The 19,480-nt window shown below is 72.4% G+C and carries 19 protein-coding genes and 1 tRNA gene; 1 reads left to right on the top strand and 19 read right to left on the bottom strand.

What is annotated here, in order from left to right; translation table 11 throughout:
* The first annotated feature begins 6 nt into the window (after positions 1 to 6).
* Positions 7 to 79: transfer RNA gene (locus tag ABZ642_RS16710), tRNA-Arg, on the top strand.
* 173 nt (positions 80 to 252) lie between these two features.
* Here ABZ642_RS16710 and ABZ642_RS16705 read toward each other — a convergent pair.
* The 19 genes from ABZ642_RS16705 to ABZ642_RS16615 form a co-directional block, all read right to left on the bottom strand.
* Positions 253 to 942, bottom strand: a complete 690-nt coding sequence (locus ABZ642_RS16705; protein WP_360483635.1) for a GAF and ANTAR domain-containing protein — start codon at positions 940 to 942, stop codon at positions 253 to 255.
* A gap of 317 nt (positions 943 to 1,259) precedes the next feature.
* On the bottom strand, positions 1,260 to 1,568 hold the full coding sequence (locus tag ABZ642_RS16700) for an acyl carrier protein (protein ID WP_360483632.1): 309 nt from the start codon (positions 1,566 to 1,568) through the stop codon (positions 1,260 to 1,262).
* Positions 1,569 to 1,572: 4 nt separating this feature from the next.
* A complete protein-coding gene (locus ABZ642_RS16695) occupies positions 1,573 to 2,148 on the bottom strand; it encodes a nuclear transport factor 2 family protein (protein WP_360483630.1) in 576 nt (191 codons plus the stop codon).
* 35 nt (positions 2,149 to 2,183) lie between these two features.
* Positions 2,184 to 2,501, bottom strand: coding sequence for an acyl-CoA carboxylase epsilon subunit (locus ABZ642_RS16690; RefSeq protein ID WP_360483628.1), 318 nt, complete (start codon positions 2,499 to 2,501; stop codon positions 2,184 to 2,186).
* 14 nt (positions 2,502 to 2,515) lie between these two features.
* Positions 2,516 to 4,027 (bottom strand): acyl-CoA carboxylase subunit beta, encoded by a 1,512-nt coding sequence (locus ABZ642_RS16685; protein WP_360484330.1) that lies wholly within the window; start codon positions 4,025 to 4,027, stop codon positions 2,516 to 2,518.
* Between the two features lie 103 nt (positions 4,028 to 4,130).
* Complete coding sequence (locus ABZ642_RS16680) at positions 4,131 to 4,976, bottom strand: 4'-phosphopantetheinyl transferase superfamily protein (RefSeq protein WP_360483625.1); 846 nt, start codon at positions 4,974 to 4,976, stop codon at positions 4,131 to 4,133.
* A gap of 8 nt (positions 4,977 to 4,984) precedes the next feature.
* Positions 4,985 to 5,440, bottom strand: coding sequence for an acyl carrier protein (locus ABZ642_RS16675; protein WP_360483622.1), 456 nt, complete (start codon positions 5,438 to 5,440; stop codon positions 4,985 to 4,987).
* A gap of 2 nt (positions 5,441 to 5,442) precedes the next feature.
* Positions 5,443 to 6,969, bottom strand: a complete 1,527-nt coding sequence (locus ABZ642_RS16670; RefSeq protein WP_360483620.1) for an MFS transporter — start codon at positions 6,967 to 6,969, stop codon at positions 5,443 to 5,445.
* Positions 6,970 to 6,973: 4 nt separating this feature from the next.
* Positions 6,974 to 9,253, bottom strand: coding sequence for an SDR family oxidoreductase (locus tag ABZ642_RS16665; RefSeq protein ID WP_360483618.1), 2,280 nt, complete (start codon positions 9,251 to 9,253; stop codon positions 6,974 to 6,976).
* 3 nt (positions 9,254 to 9,256) lie between these two features.
* The gene (locus tag ABZ642_RS16660; RefSeq protein ID WP_360483615.1) at positions 9,257 to 10,195 is read right to left on the bottom strand and encodes an aromatase/cyclase; all 939 of its coding nucleotides are present in this window, start codon (positions 10,193 to 10,195) and stop codon (positions 9,257 to 9,259) included.
* A 29-nt stretch (positions 10,196 to 10,224) separates the two neighbouring features.
* On the bottom strand, positions 10,225 to 11,010 hold the full coding sequence (gene fabG, locus ABZ642_RS16655) for a 3-oxoacyl-ACP reductase FabG (RefSeq protein ID WP_360483612.1): 786 nt from the start codon (positions 11,008 to 11,010) through the stop codon (positions 10,225 to 10,227).
* 110 nt (positions 11,011 to 11,120) lie between these two features.
* On the bottom strand, positions 11,121 to 11,396 hold the full coding sequence (locus ABZ642_RS16650) for an acyl carrier protein (RefSeq protein WP_360483609.1): 276 nt from the start codon (positions 11,394 to 11,396) through the stop codon (positions 11,121 to 11,123).
* A 211-nt stretch (positions 11,397 to 11,607) separates the two neighbouring features.
* Positions 11,608 to 12,816, bottom strand: coding sequence for a ketosynthase chain-length factor (locus ABZ642_RS16645; RefSeq protein ID WP_360483606.1), 1,209 nt, complete (start codon positions 12,814 to 12,816; stop codon positions 11,608 to 11,610).
* Positions 12,813 to 14,087: a beta-ketoacyl-[acyl-carrier-protein] synthase family protein gene (locus tag ABZ642_RS16640; protein ID WP_360483603.1), complete on the bottom strand. Its 1,275-nt coding sequence runs from the start codon at positions 14,085 to 14,087 to the stop codon at positions 12,813 to 12,815. The genes ABZ642_RS16645 and ABZ642_RS16640 overlap by 4 nt, the downstream gene beginning before the upstream one ends.
* A complete protein-coding gene (locus tag ABZ642_RS16635; RefSeq protein WP_360483600.1) occupies positions 14,084 to 14,413 on the bottom strand; it encodes a TcmI family type II polyketide cyclase in 330 nt (109 codons plus the stop codon). The genes ABZ642_RS16640 and ABZ642_RS16635 overlap by 4 nt, the downstream gene beginning before the upstream one ends.
* A gap of 160 nt (positions 14,414 to 14,573) precedes the next feature.
* Complete coding sequence (locus ABZ642_RS16630; protein ID WP_360483597.1) at positions 14,574 to 16,040, bottom strand: FAD-dependent monooxygenase; 1,467 nt, start codon at positions 16,038 to 16,040, stop codon at positions 14,574 to 14,576.
* 66 nt (positions 16,041 to 16,106) lie between these two features.
* On the bottom strand, positions 16,107 to 17,054 hold the full coding sequence (locus ABZ642_RS16625) for a hypothetical protein (protein WP_360483594.1): 948 nt from the start codon (positions 17,052 to 17,054) through the stop codon (positions 16,107 to 16,109).
* A 29-nt stretch (positions 17,055 to 17,083) separates the two neighbouring features.
* On the bottom strand, positions 17,084 to 18,853 hold the full coding sequence (locus ABZ642_RS16620; protein WP_360483591.1) for a biotin carboxylase N-terminal domain-containing protein: 1,770 nt from the start codon (positions 18,851 to 18,853) through the stop codon (positions 17,084 to 17,086).
* A gap of 1 nt (position 18,854) precedes the next feature.
* A complete protein-coding gene (locus ABZ642_RS16615) occupies positions 18,855 to 19,448 on the bottom strand; it encodes a flavin reductase family protein (protein WP_360483588.1) in 594 nt (197 codons plus the stop codon).
* Positions 19,449 to 19,480 lie beyond the last annotated feature (32 nt).

The raw sequence follows: 19,480 nt of genomic DNA, 5'->3' as shown, positions 1-19,480 counted from the left end.
CAGCCGGCCCCCGTAGCTCAGTGGATAGAGCAGGCGCCTTCTAAGCGCTTGGCCGCAGGTTCGAGTCCTGCCGGGGGCGCCCACTCCACGGCCATCCGTTTACACGGGAAACCACAGGTCAGGCCCGCTTCCGGGGCCATGTGGGCGAAGGTTCGCCGATCACGGGCGCGGGCGCCACAGGCAGCCGATAAAGGGCTTGTTGTCGACGCCGTGGACGGCCGCTCACCGACCACCCCCGGCCGACCGGGGCGTTCAGGACAGCGGGCCCTGTTCGCAGACCCGGCGGGCGACCTCGCGGAGCTTGATGTTGTTCTCCTGCGAGTAGCGGCGCAGCACGTCGAAGGCCTGTTCCTCGGTGAGGTGGTGGCAGCCCATCAGGATGCCCATGGCCTCGCCGATCAGGTGACGGGTGGCGACGGCCTGTTCCAGCTGGGCCTGGGTGCGGGCACTGGAGAAGGCGACCGCCGCGTGGGAGGCCAGCAGCCAGCCGGCCAGTTCACTCGCCTCGGTGAAGGCGCCGGGCCGACGGGAGTAGATGTTCAGCGCGCCGAGTTCCTCGTCCTCGGTGTACAGCAGGAAGCCCATCATGCTGCCCACGCCCAGCCGGTGGGCCCTGGGGGCGAATTCCGGCCAGCTGGGCTGCTCCTGGGTGAAGTCCCGGATGCGGTACACCCGCTCCCCGTTCTCGGCGTGGGCGACGTCGAAGCACGGGCCCTCGCCGAGCCGCTCCTGGAGCCGGTCGCTGTCGATGACCAGCTGCTCCGTGGGGGCGAGCGTCCGCACCTCCTTGCCGTGCAGCACCAGGATGCCGGCCGCGTCGCAGCCCTCCACCAGCTCCGTGGCCGAATCGGTGATCCGGGCCAGGGTGTCGTCGACCGACTCCTGCGCCAGCAGGTCCCGCGCCAACGACGCCAGACGCTGTGCGAACCCAGCCCAGTCCATCCCGTCCGCCGCCTCCCGCCGCCTCTCGGTCCGTCCCGCTCTCAGCATGGCACGCGACGGACGCCGGGCTCGGAGGAGCCGACGGGAGACAAGCAGTGACATCGTTGTCAGAGGTCGCCGGAAGCCACCAGAAGCCATCAGAAGCCGCCGGGAGCCACAGGGAGCCACAGGGAGCTACTGGGAGCTGTCAGAAGCTGCCGGCGGCTACCGGCAGCTCCCGGCGGCCGCTCCTGTGCCGTGGAGCACGAGATGTCCGGCATCTCGCGCTCCACGGCACAGGAGCGCCCAGGAACCTCCTCGGCTGCCACCGGGGAGGCTCAGGTCCGGTCGACCAAGTCGCTCAGAGTCGCGGCCAGTTCGCCCACCGACTGCTCGCGCAGGAGGTGGTGGGCGGGCACCGGGATGTTCAGGGCCGACTCCAGGGTGCGCTGGAGGGTCAGGGCCGTGAGGGAGTCGATGCCCTGGGTGTAGAGGGGGCGGTTGCGGGCGATGCGGTGGGCCGGCGGGATATCCAGGTGCTGGGCCAGATTCCGGCAGAGGAAGGTCTCGAACGCGCGCCGGCGGTCGTCGCCGGGAGTCTCGCGCAGGGCGCCCAGGTCGAGCGCGGTGGTCGGTGTGACTGACACGGTCTCATCGTCCTTTCGTCTGGCGTGGGCGTGGCTGGGAACTGCGCAGTGCACGGGGGTCGGGGCCGGGGCGCGGGCCGGCCCCGTCGGACCACATCAGGTGGAAGCGCCAGCGGCTGAGCCGCCAGCCGTCCGGGGTGCGGACCGCCTCGCCCTCGCTGTGGCCGCCGATGTCGAAGCGGCCCTCCGGGTCCGGACCGTCGTCGTGGTGCACGTGGGACGCGATGAGGTGGACACGGATCCGGGCGGTGTCCCCGTCGACCCGGATGCCGTAGTTGGCGGCCAGGTGGTGGGTGCGGGCGAAGCGGGACTTGCGGTCGTAGTGGAAGGCGGCGGCCTGGTCGCGGCCCTCGACCGTGCCGACCGGGAACTCCAGCCGGCAGTCCGGGGTGAAGACCGCGGCCGGCCAGGCGGGGTCGAAGCCGTGTTCGTCCTGGATGTCGAGGAGGGTGATGTAGCGGTCGATCAGTTCGGCGACGGCGGCGCGGTCCGCGAGTACGGCGAACTCGGCGCGCAGGGCGTCGAGTTCGGCACGCAGTTCGAGGACCGTGCCGGCGCGGTCGAGGGACGGGGACGTCATGGGGTCCGTGGCTCCAATTCGGGTGAGGGGGCCGGTCAGGCCGCGGGGCTGCCCGCGAGGCGCCAGCCGCGGGGGTCTCGGTGTGCCGCGAGGCGTTCCGGGCGGCGCCAGCCGGCCACCGGACGGGACTCCAGCGGGCGCGGGTCGACCGTGGCCAGGGCGGCCGCGCGGGCCAGCAGGACGGTGGTCAGCGCGGCCAGCTCGGCAGGGCTCGCCGCGCCCCTGACGACCCTGATGACCAGGGCGCCGTCCGTGCCGCCCGTGCCGCCCGTGCCGTCTCCGCTGTCCGTGCCGCCTGAACCGCCCGTACCGCCCGTACCGCCTGGACCGCCTGGACCGCCTGGACCGTTCATGCCCGCCGCCGCGCTCACTGCGGCGGGTTGCCGTGCTTGCGGCACGGCAGGTCGGCCTGCTTGCTGCGGAGCATCGCAAGGGCGCGGATCAGGGTGCTACGGGTCTGCCGCGGGTCGATGACGTCGTCGATCAGACCGCGTTCGGCCGCGTAGTAGGGATGCATCAGCTCCGCCTGGTACTCCTTGATCTTCTGCGCGCGGGTGGACTCGGGGTCGTCCGCGGCCGCGATCTCCCGGCGGAAGATGACGTTGGCCGCGCCCTCGGCGCCCATCACGGCGATCTCGTTGGACGGCCAGGCCAGCGCCAGGTCGGTGCCGATGGAGCGGGAGTCCATGACGATGTACGCGCCGCCGTACGCCTTGCGCAGCACCAGGGAGATGCGCGGCACGGTGGCGTTGCAGTACGCGTAGAGCAGCTTCGCGCCGCGCCGGATGATGCCGTTGTGCTCCTGGTCCACGCCCGGCAGGAACCCCGGTACGTCGATCAGGGTGACCAGCGGGATGTTGAAGGCGTCGCAGAACTGCACGAACCGCGCCGCCTTCTCGCTGGCGTCGATGTCCAGGACGCCGGCGAAGGAGGCGGGCTGGCTGGCGACGATGCCGACGACCTCGCCGTCCAGCCGGGACAGCGCGCACACCACGTTGGTCGCCCAGCCGGGCTGGATCTCGAAGTAGTCGCCGTGGTCGACGATCTCCTCGATGACGGACCGGATGTCGTAGACCCGGCCGGGGTCCTCCGGGACCAGCTCCAGCAGGTGGTCGGTGCGCCGGTCGGCGGGGTCCTCGGTCGGCACCCGGGGCGGCAGGTCGCGGTTGTTGGACGGCAGCAGCGACAGCAGGTGCCGGACGTCCTCCATGCAGCTGCGTACGTCGTCGTAGGCGAAGTGGGCCACGCCGGAGGCGGTGGCGTGGACGTCGGCGCCGCCGAGGTCGTTCTGGGTGATCTCCTCGCCCGTCACCGCCTTGACCACGTCCGGTCCGGTGATGAACATCTGGGAGATGTCCCGGACCATGAAGACGAAGTCGGTCAGGGCCGGCGAGTAGGCGGCGCCGCCCGCGCACGGGCCGAGCATCACGCTGATCTGCGGGATCACCCCGGAGGCGCGGGTGTTGCGCTGGAAGATGCCGCCGTAGCCGGCGAGGGCCGAGACGCCCTCCTGGATCCGGGCGCCGGCACCGTCGTTGAGGGACACCAGCGGGGCGCCCGCCGAGACGGCCATGTCCATGATCTTGTGGATCTTCTGGGCATGGGCCTCGCCGAGGGCGCCGCCGAAGATGCGGAAGTCGTGCGCGTAGACGAAGACGGTACGGCCGTGGACCGTGCCCCAGCCGGTGATCACACCGTCGGTGTACGGCCGCTTCTTCTCCAGGCCGAAGCCGGTCGCGCGGTGCCGGCGGAGCATCTCCACCTCGTTGAACGACCCCTCGTCGAGCAGGAGTTCGATACGTTCGTACGCGGTGAGCTTGCCCTTGGCGTGCTGGCGCTCGGTGGCCAGCGGATCGCCGTGCCGGGCGGCCTCCTTCATGAGGCCGAGCTCCTCGATCCGCTCGGCGGCGCTCCACTGACCGCGGTGCTCACGATCGTGCAGGCTCGGACGGTCGGCTTTCTGTTCGAGTGACATTGGTGGGTCACGCTCCCCAGTCGGATACTGCGGTGGTCGTGCCTTCGGCGCCCCGGTGCACGGGCACGCCCACGGTGCCGTCGGCGTCCAGGTCGACCGTCTGTCCCGCGTACAGCGCGAGGGGCGGCACCCAGCGCACGGTGACCTGCTCCGGCGCCCCGCCGCGCACCGCGACGGCCGCGTTGTGCCGGGGCCCCGACGGCAGGTCGAGCAGCGTCCACCCGGCCGGCCTGCGGTAGGGGTCGGCGCCCAGGTAGTCGTGGCCGGGGTCGCGGGACAGACCGGTGCCCAGCGCCTTGAGGTAGGCCTCCTTGCGGGTCCACAGCCGCCCGAAGGCCGCGCGCCGTGCCCCGGCGTCGTCGAGCGCCGCCAGCTCCTGCTGCTCCCCCGGGTGCAGCGCCGGGGTGCACACCTCGACGGTCTCGGCCCGCGGCAGCCGCTCCACGTCGGCGCCGACGACGGCACGGGAGACGGCGACCACGGCCATGCCGTGGCTGTGCGCCAGCGAGAAGTGCAGCGGCGGGTCGGGATGGGCGACGGCGGGGCGGCCGTGCGGCTCGGCGCAGCCCGGGCAGGGCTCCCGCACGAACGGCACGTTCTGCGGGGCCAGCCCCAGGTAGGCCCCGAGCAGCCGGCGCAGGGCGATATGCGCGGAGGCGTACGTCACCCCGTCCGTGGGCCGGACGAAGGACGCGGTCCGCCTGCGCTCCGCCTCGCTCAGCTCGGTCAGGTCGAGCAGCTCGGCCGCGGTCTCCAGCTGCGCCCGGCGGATCAGCCAGACGTCCAGCTGCCCGGTCGCCGGCAGCCTGGGCTCGGCCGCGAGGGTGGCCGCGCCGAACTCCAGGACCGGCATCCGCCCGATCACCTCGGGCTCGGCACGTCGTGCGCGACCAGGTGGTGCTCGCCCTTACCGGCGTGCTTGTGCGGGCTGTCCTCCGGGCCGAGCTGTCCGGCCAGGCACTCGACCAGCTCGGCGGCGCTGTTGGCGCGCAGCAGCCGGTTGAGGTTGACGTCGACGCGCAGCGCGGCCTCCATGCGGCGCTGCAGCTCCAGGCCGTTGATGGACCCGATGCCCAGGCTGTTCATCGGGCGGCCCACGGTGTCGATGCTCTCGGGTGACACCCGCAGCACCCGGGCGAGTTCGCCGCGCACGTACGCGTCGATGATCCGGGTGCGCTCGGCCAGGCCGACGGAGGCGAGGTGCACGAGGCTGGGCGGCACCACCTCGACGATCTGGTCGTGCTCGAACTCGTAGTCCAGGTCGTCCAGTTCGTCCTCCAGGTCGTCGAAGACCCAGGTCTGCGTTGTCTGGTCCATGGTCATTCCCCGTCGTGGAGTGAGGAGGGTGGGGTTCGGATCAGGCCGGTGAGGCCGACGAGCAGGCCCAGGAAACCGAGGACGGCGACCAGGGTCAGCGCGGGCCGGCAGGCGGCGGCCGCGGCGGCCGGTCCGCCCCCGGCCCCGGGCGCCTGGGCGGCGAGCAGGGCGGCGACGAGGGCGACCGTGACGACCGCGGCGAGCTGTACGGCCGTCTGGTACAGGCCGCTGCCGGTGAGCCGGTCGGCGGGCGCGAGGCGGGACATCGCCTGCATGTTCAGCGCGGCGAAGGACAGCACGAAGCCGGCGCCGACCAGCAGGAGCGTGGGAAGCATCCGGCCCGGGTAGTCCAACGGCCATGGGTCCGGGCGTAGTTGGAGCAGGTAGCCCGCGAAGGCGCAGGCGGCGCCGGCCACGATGAGACGAGGGGCGCCGAACCTGGCGACCAGGCGGCCGGAGGCGAGCGCGGTCAGCGCCGGGGGTGCGGCGGCCGGGGTGAGGGCGACGGCGGCGCGGAGGGGGGACCAGCCGGCCAGGGTCTGGGTCTGGTACGTCAGCACGAACAGGAGGCCCAGGTAGGAGCCGTTGAGACAGGCGGCGCCGGCGGCGGAGCGGAGCAGGGCGGGGTTGCCGCGCAGCGAGGGGCCGACGTTGAGCAGGGGGTCGGCCGATCTGCGCTCGATCTGCCAGAACGCCCCCAGCAGCAGTGCGGCTGCGCAGAGCGGCCCGACGGCTCTCGGGTCGCTCCAGCGGTGAGAGGGGAGTTGCGTGATGCCTTGAACGAGGGCCAGCAGGGCGGCCAGGAGGGTAAGGGCGCCCGGGATGTCGTAGCGCTGCAACGTCGTCGTTCGGGTGCGGCTGGGTGGGGGCTGGTCGCGCCCACGCGGCGGTAGCCGCATATCCGATACGGCCCCGCGCCCCTTCGGGCCGCTTGGAATCAGCCTCAGCCCGAAGGCGAACAGCACCAGCACCACCGGCGCCGGAAAGGCGAACGCCCAGCGCCAGGACGTCTCGGTCAGCCAGCCGGAGAGGAGCAGGCCCGCTGTGAAGCCGCCCGCGCCGAACAGGGTGTAGACGGAGACGGCCCGGGACCGGGGGCGGCCCTCCGGGAACGTGCTGGTGATGATCGCGAGGCCGGTGGGGGCGGTGAGGGCCGCGCAGAAGCCCTTGATCAGGCGGGTGGTGAGGAGCAGCCACGGGTCATGGGCGAGGGCGCTGAGTGCGGAGGCGGCGGCGAAGGCGAGGAGGGCCGCCAGGTAGACACGGCGGCGGCCGAGGAGGGTCACCACGCGGGCGCCGAACAGGAGGAGGCCGCCGAAGCCGGCGGCGAAGCCGGTCATCGCCCACTGGGTGACGGTCGGCGCCGCTCCCAGGTCCGTGCCGATGGCGGGCAGCGCCACCACCGCCACGGACACCTCCAGCGCGTCGATGAGCATGTTGCCGGCGAGGACGAGCAGCAGGCCCCACAGCCGGGGGCCGAACCGCTCGTCCGGGCCGGCGGCGACCGGCGACGGAAGGGTCCTGGTCACCGCGTCACCCGAGGAGTGTGCCGCCGCTCGCGTCGACGAAGGAGCCGGTGACCCAGCGGGCGTCGTCGGAGACGAGGAAGGCGATGACGTCGGCGACGTCCTGCGGTTCGCCGACCCGGTTGAAGGTGGACAGCGCCGACATGGCCTCGACGGCCTCGGGGATGCCGAACACCGGGTTGCCGTTGCGGGTGATGCCGGGGGCGACACTGTTCACGGTGATACCGCGCGGGCCGAGCAACTTGGCGTAGTGCAGGGCGAGTTGCTCCACCGCGCCCTTGCTCATGGCGTACGCGATCTCGTCCGGGTTGGCGAACCGGGTCAGCCCCGAGGAGATGTTCACGATCCGGCCGCCGTCGGGCATGTTCACCAGCGCCCGCTGGATGACGAAGAACGGCGCGCGGGCGTTGACCGCGAAGATCCGGTCGAACTGCTCCGGGGTGGTGTCCTCGGCCTTGACCCCGCCCATCACACCGGCGTTGTTGACCAGGATGTTCAGCTCGGTCTCGCCGGTGCGCTCCTTCAGCCCCGCCTCCAGGGCGAGGAACAGCTCGTGGACGTCGCCGGGTGTGCCCAGCTCCGCCTTGACCGCGAACGCCCGGCCGCCGTCCCTCTCGATCCCGGCGACCACCTCGGCGGCGGCCTCCTCGCTGGTGCCGTAGTGCACGGCGACCAGCGCGCCGTCGGCGGCGAGCCGCTCGGCGGTGGCCCGGCCCATGCCCCGGCTGGCGCCGGTGACAAGGGCGGTCTTTCCGGTCAGGTTGCCCATCTTCCTTCTCCTGCCAGTCAGTTGTGGTGATCGGGCGGCGGCACGCGCGGGGGGCGCGAACCAGCGGCCCAGGGCCTCGCGCAGCCCGTCCGCCGAGCCGCCGGCCCAGGCGACGTAACCGTCGGGTCGTACGAGCACGGCCCCGAAGGAGAGCGGGCCGGTGCCCAGGGGCCGTGCGGTGACCGTGTCGACGGAGGCCGACCAGTCGCCGGCCGCCCCGGCCAGCGACTCGTCCGTCACGAGCAGCAACCCACGTGCCGAGTGCAGCAGTTCGGCGGTGGTCGCCCCCGAGTCGAGCCGCAGTTCGGGCAGCCGCGCGCCGACGGGCCCGGCCTCCTGGTCGCCGGACGGCGCGCCGCCGTACCGCACGTCGAGACCGCTGATCATCCCGGCGAGGTGCGCGCGGACCCGCTCGTACGAGGTGAGTTCGCCGACGACCGAGCGCACCGGGTCCACCTCGGGCCCGCCGAGCAGCAGCCGGGCCTGGGCGCGGATGTTGGACAGGACGCGACGCCCGACCGCGTGCCGTTCGTCGTGATAGGTGTCCAGCAGCCCGGCCGGGGCCCGGCCGAGGACGGTGGCCGCGAGCTTCCAGCCCAGGTTGACGGCGTCCTGGAGGCCGAGGTTGAGGGCCTGGCCGCCGATCGGCATCTGCTGGTGGGCCGCGTCGCCGGCGAGCAGCACCCGGCCCGCGCGGTACCGCTCGGCCTGCCGGGAGGCGTCGCCGAAGGAGTTGACCCACAGCGGGGTGCCGTGCCCGATGTCCTCGCCGGTGACGTCCCGCCAGGCGGTCACGATGTCGGCGAACTCCGCCTCGCCCGAGCCGCGCGGCGGGGTGCCGAACCGGTGGACCATCACCCGGGTGACGCCGTCGCCGCGGCGGGCGGCGATGGCGAGCCCGTTCGGCAGCCGCTGGAACCGCCGGTTCGGGATGTCGATGCCGTCGACGTCGGCGCGGATCAGCTCCCGTTCGGCGTCGTTGCCGGGGAAGGGGATGCCGGCGAGCCGTCGTACGACGGAGTGCTCGCCGTCGCAGCCGACGACGTACTGGGCGGTGAACTCCGCTCTGCGGCCCTGGTGTTCAGCCACCACGGTGACGCGATCCGCGTCCTCCCGCAGGGCGACGACCTGGTGGCCGCGCAGTACCCGCGCCCCGAGCCGCCGCGCCCAGGCGCCGAGGAGTTCCTCGGTGCGGGTCTGCGGGACCTTCCACTGCCCGGGGTGGCTGCTGGGCAGGGTGAGGTCCAGCGGGAGGCCGCCGAAGTGGCCGCGGGGTTCGTGGGGCGGCGGCTCGGGGTCGCCGAAGCCGCCGGGCCCGTCGAGCAGGCCGCGCTGCCGCAGCAGTTCCATGGTGCGGGCGTGCAGGGTGGACGCCCGTGACTCCGTCGTCGGGGCGTCCAGCCGTTCCAGTACGGTCACTTCGGCGCCGCCGAGCCGCAGTTCCCCGGCGAGCATCAGCCCGACGGGTCCGGCGCCGACCACCACGACGTGCGTCTCGACAGCGTCGGCACCGGCCATGGGTCAGCGCCTCGCTTCGGCGTACGCCTTGGCGTGGTTCAGGGTGGCGCGGCTGTTGGTGCTGAGCGCGCCCTGGACGTACTCGCGGGCTTCGGCGACCCCCGCGTCCGGACCGAGGATCTTCTCGATGTTCTCGGGGCGCAGCACGACGGTGTGCTGCGAGGAGGCGAAGGTGCCCGCGTCGGTCTCGCGGAACGTCCAGTAGCCGGTGTGCAGGTTCATCAGGGCCGGCAGGGTGGTCTGCTTGTAGGCGATCTTCCGGCCGTCCAGGCAGACCCGGTACGACTTGCTGGTGTGCGTCGAGCCGTCCTTGGCGCGGGTGTCCATCTCCAGGGTCTGCAGCCCCGGGGTGTCCTCGGTGAGGCGGACGGTCGCCACGTGCGGCAGCCGCTCGGACCAGCGGTCGGCCTCGTTGACGAAGTCGTAGAGGTCCTTGGCGGAGCCCTCGACCTCGACGGTGTCCTCGAAGGAGAAGGTCAGCTCCGCGGAGGCGGTGGCGAGTTCGACGTTGGTCTTCAGCGCCGCCAGCTCGGAACGGGAGTTGCGGTCGACGGCCTCGTCGATCCAGGCGAGCCCGGCCGGGTCGTCGTCGACGGCGGTGTAGTCGTGCAGCAGCCGGATCCGGGCGGTGGCGTCGTCGAGCGGCTCGATGATCCAGGTGCCGCCCATGCTCGCGACGGGCGGCGTGGAGACCGTCTGCCGGAAGGTGATCCGCAGACCGTCGGGGTCCAGCACCCGGCGCGAAGTCCAGTTCTTGGCCTCGCCGTTGGCGGTGGCCCAGATCCCGATGAGCTCCTCGTGGCCGGAGCGCTCCAGGTGGTCGACGTAGATGGTCGGCGGGAAGATCCGCGGCCAGTTGGCCACGTCGGCGATCAGCCGGTAGACCTCGGCGGCCGGCGCCGAGACGGTGATCTCGTGCTCGACTTCCTTGGGCTCGGACATGGGTGAACTCCTAGAGGGTGCCGGGGTTTTCAGAAGTTGCCGAGGCCGCCGCAGACGTTGAGGGCCTGGGCGGTGATGGAGGCGGCGGTGTCGGAGGCGAGGTAGCCGACGAGCCCGGCGACCTCTTCGGGGGTGGAGTAACGGCCGAGCGGGATCTTCGCCGTGAACTTGTCGAGGATGACGTCCTCGGAGGTGGCGTAGGCGGCCGCGTAGCCGGCGCGGACGCGCTGGGCCATGGGGGTCTCGACGTATCCCGGGCAGACGGCGTTGACGGTGATGCCGGTGGGGGCCAGCTCGTTGCCCAGGGCCTTGGTGAAGCCGACGACCCCGTGCTTGGAGGCGGAGTACGGCGCCCCCAGCACCACGCCCTGCTTGCCCGCCGTCGAGGCGATGTTGATGATCCGCCCCCGGTTCTTGTCCCGCATGCCGCCGGTGGTGAGGGCGGCGCGGGTGAGGCGGAAGACGCTGTTGAGGTTGGTCTCGACGACGTCGTACCAGAGCTCGTCGTCGATGTCGGCGGTCACCCCGCCGCCGGACCGGCCGGCGTTGTTGACCAGGACGTCGACGGTGCCGTACCGGTCGACGGCCGCCTGGACGAAGTTCGCGATGGACAGCGCGGACCGGACGTCGAGGGTGGTCCCGTCGACCTCCAGTCCCTCCGCGCGCAGTTCCTTGACGGTCCGCTCCACGTTCGCGACGTCGCGGGAGCCGATGAAGACGCGGTGGCCCTGCTGGGCCAGCAGCCGCGCCGAGGCGAGGCCGATTCCGCTGGTGGCCCCGGAGACCAGGGCGACCCTCTGCTGCTGTTCGGACATGTCTGCCGCTCCCTTTCAGGGCGTTCAGGTCTTTCAGGGCATGGGGATGCCGCCGGCGCCCGGAACGAACGGGGGGGCGGGCGCCGGCGGCCGGAGGGGAAGGAAAGAGGTCAGGCCGCGGAGGCGGCGACGTCGCCGAGCTGCGTGTTGACGAGGGCGAGCAGCTCGCGGGGGGTCTTCGCCTCGGTCACGACGGTGTCGTCGAGCGTGATGTCGTACTCCCGCTCGATGCGTCCGCAGGTCTCCAGGATGGCGAGCGACTCGTAGCTGAGCTCCTCGAAGTCGGTGTCGAGGATGTCCCCGTCGAGGTCGACGCTCTCGTCGGCACCGGCGGCCTCCAGCAGGATCCGCTTGAGGTCGTCGAGGGTGAAGGACTGGGTGGCCACGGTGATCTTCCTTTCGGTTCTACGCATCGGTTCCACGAATCGGTTCCACGAACGGGAACACCCGCCCTTCCGGCCCGGCGTGGGAGAGAGTGGTGGGCCGGAAGGGCGGGTGTGTCTAGGGGGGCGGGGTGCCCCGCAAGGGGCGCGGGGAACGGCGCGAGCAACCACGGCGGGCCCGCAGCCGCGCCACGGCGCGTACCCCTACGGCGGCCTACGCCCGCACGACCATCGCCGAGTTGAACCCGGCGTAGCCCCGCGCCAGCACCAGCGCCGTCCGTACCTCGGTCAGCCGCGGCTCCCCCACCACCAGGTCGAGGTCGTAACCCGACTCCGGCGAGACATGCACCGTCGCCGGCACCACCCCGTCCCTGATGGCGAGCAGCGCCGTCGCCACGTCCAGCGGCGCCGCCCCGGAGTACAGCCGCCCGGTCATCGTCTTCGGCGCGGTCACCGGCACCCCGTGCGGCCCGAACACGTCGCTCAACGCGTCCGCCTCCACCCGGTCCAGCTCCGGCACGGCCGCCGCGTCGGCGAACACGACGTCCACGTCGGCCGCGTCCACGCCCGCGTCGGCGAGGGCCAGTTCGATGGCCTTGCGCAGCCCCGGCGGCCGCTCGCTGCCCGGCGCCGGATCGAACGTCGCGCCGTACCCGGCGATCTCCCCGTACACCCGGGCGTCCCGTCGTACGGCCGTCTCCTCGGCCTCCAGGATCAGGATCGCTCCGCCCTCGCCGGCCACGTGCCCGGCCGCGGCCGAATCGAACGGCAGGTACGACCGCTCGGGCTCCTCCGACGTGGACAGCCGGTCGCTGGCCAGTTGCGCCACCCATCCCCACGGGCAGATGGACGCGTCGATCGCCCCGGAGACGATGAGCCGCGTCCCCTTCCGGATCTGCCGGCGTGCGTGGGCCAGCGCCTCAAGCCCGCCCGCCTGGTCCGACACGACGACCCCGCTCGGCCCCTTCATCCCGTTGCGGATGGAGATCTGGCCGCTGTTGACGGCGTAGAACCAGGCGAACGACTGGTATGCCGAGACGAACTGACTGCCCTGGCTCCACAGCTTCTTCAGCTCGCCCTGCCCGAACTCGAAGCCGCCGGAGGAGCTGGCGGTGACCACGCCCATGTCGTACGCGGGCAGGTCGGCCGGGGCGACGTCCGCGTCGGCCAGCGCCCAGTCCGTCGCGACGAGCGCGAGCCGGGTCATGTGGTCGGTCTGGGCGAGCAGCCGGTTCGGCAGGTGCTCCACGGCGTTGAACCCGGGGACCTCCCCGGCCAGTTTCGCCGGGTACCCGGACGGGTCGAACCGGGTGATACGGGCGATCCCGCTCTTGCCGGCGCGGGCCGCCGCCCAGTAGTCGGCGGTGCCGAGGCCGTTGGGCGCGGCGATGCCGAGCCCGGTCACAACCGTGCGCGTGCTCATGCTGCCGCGCTCCTCTCCGGTCGGGCGAGCACCATCGCGCTCTGGAAGCCGCCGAACCCGCTGCCCACGGTGAGCACCGCGTCGGTGCGGTGCTCACGGGCGGTGAGCGGCACGTAGTCCAGGTCGCACTCGGGGTCGGGGGCGTGCAGGTTCGCCGTCGGGGGCACGACGTTGTGCTCCATGGCGAGGACGGACGCGGCGATCTCGATCGAGCCGATCGCGCCGAGCGAGTGCCCGACCATCGACTTGATGGAGGACACCGGGGTCCGGTAGGCGTGGTCGCCGAGGCTCTTCTTGAACGCGGCGGTCTCGTGCCGGTCGTTCTGCTTGGTGCCGGAGCCGTGCGCGTTGATGTAGTCGATGGCCTCGGGGTTGAGCCGGGCCTCGCCCAGCGCGACCGAGATCGCCTCGGCCATCTCGGCGCCGTCCGGACGCAGTCCGGTCATGTGGAAGGCGTTGCAGCGGGAGGCGTACCCGGCGATCTCGGCGTAGATGTGCGCCCCCCGGCTCCGCGCCGCCTCCAGCTCCTCCAGGACGAAGACGGCCGACCCCTCGCCCAGCACGAACCCGTTGCGGGTGCCGTCGAAGGGGCGGGAGGCGTGCTCGGGGTCGTCGTTACGCGGGGTGGTGGCCTTGATGGCGTCGAAGCAGGCGAGGGTGATCGGGGAGATCGGGGCGTCGGTGGCGCCGGCGATCATCGCGCAGGCGGAGCCCTCCCGGATCAGCTCGACGGCGTGCCCGACGGAGTCAAGACCCGAGGTGCAGCCGGTGGACACGACGGTGGCCGCGCCCTCGGCACCCACCGACCAGGCCACCTCGGCGGCGAAGGAGCTGGGCACCAGGTAGTTGTAGAGGTGCGGGACGGCGTAGGTGTGGTCGACCAGGTCGAGCCGGCCGCCGTCGCTGACCACCCGGTACTCCTGGTCGAGGCCCATGGTCGCGCCGACCGCGCTGCCGATGGTGACCCCGATCCGGTGCGGGTCGGCGCCGGACAGGTCGAGCCCGCTGTCGGCGAGCGCCTCGCGGGCGCTGACGACCGCCAGCTGGGCCGCGCGGTCCATCCGGCGTATCTCCTGAGGGCTGAGGCCGTGGTCCTCCGGGTCGAAGTCGACCTCGGCGGCGACCCGGGACCGGAAGGAGGAGGGGTCGAAGAAGGTGATGCCGCGGGTCGCGGTACGGCCCTCGCTGAGCAGGTTCCAGAAGTTCTTCGTGCCGACACCACCGGGGGCGATGACCCCGACCCCGGTGATGACCACTCGCCTGGCGTTCACGCCCGGCCCTCCCAGTCGTAGAAGCGCGTGGCGACCGCGTCGGCGGGAGACCGCCAGGTTGCGGGGTCGTACGCCTGGATGAACGGCTTGAGGTCCTCGCTGATCCGCACGAACCGCGGGTCGGTCTTGGCCGACTCGATCAGCTCACCGCCGTTGTCGGTGTCGAAGTGCTGGAGGTGGAAGTACAGCCCGCGGTAGGCGAACAGCTCACGCCGCCGGGTGCCCATGAGATGCGGCATCTCGGTCTCGTCGAACTCCTTGAACAACCGAGCGACGTCCTGACTGTGAGCCGGCTCCATACGAGCGACGATCAGGGTGCTGTGCATGAAAACTCCTCAAGGAAAGCGCCCCGTAAGGGGGCGCGGGGCTGCATTGATTTGCGGCTGCCGCCGCGTGGGCGCGACCAGCCACGACGGCGGGGCGGCCGTTCGACGACACGACGCGGCACTCTCGGCAGCGCACGAAGCAGCGCACTCCGCGGCACACTCACCGCACAGGCCCGAACCACCGCTCAAGAGCCATCGGCAGATCCGCGTGACTGCCCGGCGCCGCCCAGGCCACATAACCGTCGGGCCGGACCAGCACGGCCGTGGTCCCCGCGAGCGGGCTGTCGGCCGGTACCTCCGCCACCGCCGTCACCACGTCGACCCGGTCCCGCCAGCCCCAGGCGCGTTCCCGCAGCCGCGCGTTGTCGGCGAGGTCGAGCAGCACACCCCGCCCGGCGCGCAGCGCCTCCGTGCTGGAGGCCAGCCTCTTGTGACCGACGAGCGGCACGTTCGGCAACCGCCGGCCGAGCAGCGCGCCCGCGCCCCCGTCGAGGTCGTAGTGGATCTCAAGGCCGGAGACCATCGCCGCCAGGTGCTTGCTGACCTCGGGATAGCGGATCAGCTCGTTCAGCACGTCGCGCAGCGGCTGCACCTCGGGCCCGGACAGGAACAGCAGGCCCTGCGCCCGGGTGTTCATCATCAGCCGCTGCCCGACCGGGTGCCGTTCGTCGTGGTAGGTGTCGAGCAGCGCCTCGGGCGCCCGCCCGCGCACCACCGCGCCCAGTTTCCAGCCGAGGTTCACGGCGTCCTGGATGCTCGTGTTCATGCCCTGGCCGCCGGCCGGCAGATGGATGTGCGCGGAGTCCCCGGCGAGCAGGATCCGGCCGCGCCGGTACTCGGTGACCAGGCGCGTCCCGTCGCCGAAGGACGAGATCCACACCGCTTCGGCGTGCGAGATGTCGTCGCCGGTCAGCCGCTGCCAGGCCGCCGCGGCCTCCGCCCAGGTGGGCGGCTTCTCGCGGCGCTGCGGCGGGGTGCCGCGCTCGCAGATGATCAGCCGGGTGATGCCGCCGGGCAGCGGGCCGACCATGACCATGCCGCCGGGCAGGGTCTCGCCGATCATCCGGGGCTCCAGCTGGATGCCCTTGACGTCGGCGAGGTACATCTCCAGCGTCGACGGAGTGCCGGGGAAGTCGAAGCCGGCGGCCTTGCGGATGGTGGAGCGGCCGCCGTCGCAGCCCACCAGGTACTCGGCGCGCAGCCGGTGCACGCCCTCGGGGCCGCGCACCTCGACCTCGACGCTGTCCTCCTTCTCCTTGACGGACAGCACCTCGTGCCGGCGCCGGATGTCCGCGCCGAGCCGGCCGGCCCACTCCTCCAGGACGGTCTCGGTGACCGACTGAGGGATCGTTTTGGCGGCCTGGTGGGCGCCGTCGAGGACACCGAAGTCGACCGGCAGGCCGCCGAAGTGGCCCACGTTGCTGACCTCGATGTCCCCGAACCGGGGCAGCAGTCCGCGCTGGTCGAAGACCTCCATGGTGCGGGCGGTGAAGCCGAGGCCGCGCGACTCTCCGGTGCGCGCGGGCAGCTTCTCCAGAACGATGACGTCGGCGCCCGCGAGCCGTAGCTCGCCCGCGAGCATCATGCCGGCCGGCCCGGCGCCCACGACGATGACTTGTGCGTCCATGACACTCCTCGGGAACGGGTAACGGGTCCCCACGGTCCGGTCTGCGGGACCGTCGAAGACGATCTGTCAGCGGTGCAGGAGGCGCCCGATGGCCCGGTTCGCCACGTGCGCGGCCGCCGCGTGCCGCGGATCGGGCGCCCACGCCTCGTGCCGTACGGCCACCTCGGCGAGTTTGATGGCGTGCTCGTCGCCGATCTGCACGGCCTCGGCGAAGAGACCGGCCACGTCGGGGGCGTCCGGCAGCGGGGCCGCGGGCCGGGGCACGGCGTGGAGCCAGTCGAGCATCGTGCGGCTGACAGCCCGCGCGACCTGGTACGACGGCCACCGCTGAGCCTCCGGAAGGTGCTCCACCACCAGGCGTACGGCGGCGGGCCCGGTGACCGAGTGGATCAGCGGGACGGGGTGGTTCAGGGAGAGCGTGGCGTAGATCCCGGAGAACTCGGCGACGAGCTCGTCCAGGGCCGCCGCGACATCACCGCCGCCGTCCTCGCCCGGGTGCTCCTCGACGACGACCCCGTCCTCCGAGTAGCGGGCCGCCCAGTAGCCCAGCCCCTGGGCGAGTTCGGCCAGTTGCATCCGGTGGTCGGGGCCCGCGGTCACCACGGCACGGACCGCGTGCGCGGTGCGGATGACCCCGTGCGTGAGCACCCCGGACATGCCGGGCAGCAGCCGGGGCCACCAGCGGGCCAGTACGTCGGTCCACTGACTCTCGGCCAGCTCCCGTTCGAACAGGGCCGTCCAGTCGGCGACCCGGCCGAAGTCGCCGAGCGCCTGCCGCCAGTCGGCCTCGTCCGCCGGGTCGATGGTGAACCGCCGCTCGGGCACGTCGTGGAAGGAGTGGCTGCGCAGATGCCCCTCCACCCAGCCGGGCACCTCGTCGGCGTATCCCATGTGCGCCAGGGCCTCGGCGGCCATCGGGGCGTGGTTGACGAAGCTGCGCCCGTGCTCGTACCCCACGGAACTCAGCCGCTCCAGTGCTCCGTTCATGGCGTCGGTGTAGGTGAGGTGTGCCACGTCGACCAGTCCTCGATCCGTCGGCTGCTTCAGTCCTTGATGTCGCACACGGCCGCACCCGCGGCGAGGGCCTGTCCCACCTCGGCGGCGATCCCGGTCACGGTGCCGGAGCGGTGCGCGGTGAGCGGCTGCTCCATCTTCATGGCCTCGATGACGACGACCAGGTCGCCCTTCTCGACGGTCTGTCCGTCGGCGACGGCGACCTTGACGACGGTGCCCTGCATCGGCGAGGTGAGCGTGTCCCCGGACGCGGCCGGCGCGGAGCCGCCCGCGGTACGGCGGCGGGCCCGGGGCGCGGCCGCCCCGGTCAGGCTCGGCACCCGGTCCGGGACCCGTCCGAACACCGCCGGCAGCGAGACCTCCAGCCGGTGTCCGCCGACCTCGACGACCACGGTCTCGCGACCGCTCTCCGCCGTCCCGGTGTCGGGGGCGGGCGCGGTGAAGGGCTCGATCCGGTTGTCGAACTCGGTCTCGATCCACCGGGTGTGGACGGTGAACGGGCCGTCCTGCGGGGCGAACGCCGGGTCCCTGACCACGGCCCGGTGGAAGGGGATGGCCGTGGCCATGCCCTCGACCTGGAACTCGTCCAGGGCGCGGGCGGCCCGCTGAAGGGCCTCCTCGCGGGTCCGGCCGGTGACGATGAGCTTGGCCAGCAGGGAGTCCCAGGCCGGGCCGATCACGCTGCCCGACTCCACGCCCGCGTCCAGACGTACGCCCGGACCCGTCGGCGCGTCGAAGGTGGTGACCGTGCCCGGGGCGGGCAGGAACCCGCGGCCCGGGTCCTCGCCGTTGATCCGGAACTCGAACGAATGACCGCGCAGCTCGGGGTCGTCGTAGCCGAGTTCCTCGCCGTCGGCGATCCGGAACATCTCGCGGACCAGGTCGATGCCGGCGACCTCCTCGGTCACCGGGTGCTCGACCTGGAGGCGGGTGTTGACCTCCAGGAAGGAGACCGTGCCGTCCTGCCCGACCAGGAACTCACAGGTCCCCGCGCCGACATACCCGGCCTCCCGCAGGATCGCCTTGGAGGCGCGGTACAGCTCGGCGGTCTGCTCCGCCGTCAGGAACGGCGCCGGAGCCTCCTCCACCAGCTTCTGGTGCCGACGCTGCAACGAGCAGTCACGCGTCGACAGGACGACCACGTGGCCGTACCGGTCCGCGAGGCACTGGGTCTCCACGTGCCGCGGCCGGTCCAGGTAGCGCTCCACGAAGCACTCCCCACGTCCGAAGGCGGCCACCGCCTCACGCACCGCCGACTCATAGAGCTCCGGCACCTCCTCCAGCGTCCGGGCGACCTTCAGCCCGCGTCCGCCACCGCCGAACGCGGCCTTGATCGCGATCGGCAGGCCGTGTTCCGCCGCGAAGGCCACGACCTCGTCGGCGCCCGAGACCGGGTCCGGCGTGCCGGCGACCAGGGGGGCGCCGGCCCGCTGGGCGATGTGCCGGGCGGCCACCTTGTCACCGAGGTCACGGATGGCCTGCGGCGGCGGACCGATCCAGGTCAGGCCGGCGTCCAGGACCGCCTGGGCGAACTCCGCGTTCTCGGAGAGGAAGCCGTAGCCCGGGTGGACGGCGTCCGCGCCGGTCTCGCGGGCGGCCCGCAGGACCTTGTCGATGTCCAGGTAGCTGGTGGCCGGAGTGTCACCGCCCAGGGCGTAGGCCGCGTCGGCGACCCGGACGTGCAGGGCGTCCCGGTCCGGGTCCGCGTAGACGGCCACGCTCGCGATCCCGGCGTCCCGGCAGGCCCGGGCGACACGCACGGCTATCTCGCCACGGTTGGCGATGAGCACCCGGCGCATGTCAGGACGCCTGCTCGGTGTGGTGGAAGCGGTCCGTGCCCGACTGCAGCGGGCCGAGCGAACCGTCGAAGAAGACCAGCGGCTCCTGGCCGTGCTCGGGCACACCCAGGTCCACCACCTCGCCGATGACGATGTCGTGGTCGCCGGCCGTGTGGATGTCGACCGTGGTGCAGGTCAGATAGGCGAGGGCCTCGCTGAGCACGGGCAGCCCGTCCTCGGTGAAGTGGTGCGGGACGCCCTCGAAGGCGGTGGACCGGCGCCCGGCGAAGTGCCGGGCCAGCGGCTGCTGGCGCCCGGACAGGAAGTTGACGGTGAACCCGCCGCTCTGTTCCAGGAGCGTGTGCAGCCGGGACTGCTGGTGCAGACAGAACAGCACCAGCGGGGGTTCCAGCGAGACCGAGGTGAACGAGTTGACGGTGGTGCCGTCCGCGTCGCCGTCGGGGCCGGTGGTGATGACCGTGACGCCGGTCGTGAACAGGCCGCACACACGACGCAGACTCGTCGGCTCGACCGGCCGGGTCTGCTCGGCGGTCCGGGTCTGCTCGACGGTCCGGGTCTCCTGGGCGCGGGTCAGCGACCGCGCTGCTGCGGACATGCGCATCCCTTTCTGGGGTGTGGGTCGGGGGG

This window comes from Streptomyces sp. NPDC007157 (assembly GCF_040634235.1).
Taxonomy (GTDB): domain Bacteria; phylum Actinomycetota; class Actinomycetes; order Streptomycetales; family Streptomycetaceae; genus Streptomyces.
The sequence above is the reverse complement of the archived record's forward strand: the minus strand, read 5'-3'. Positions and strand labels throughout refer to the sequence as shown.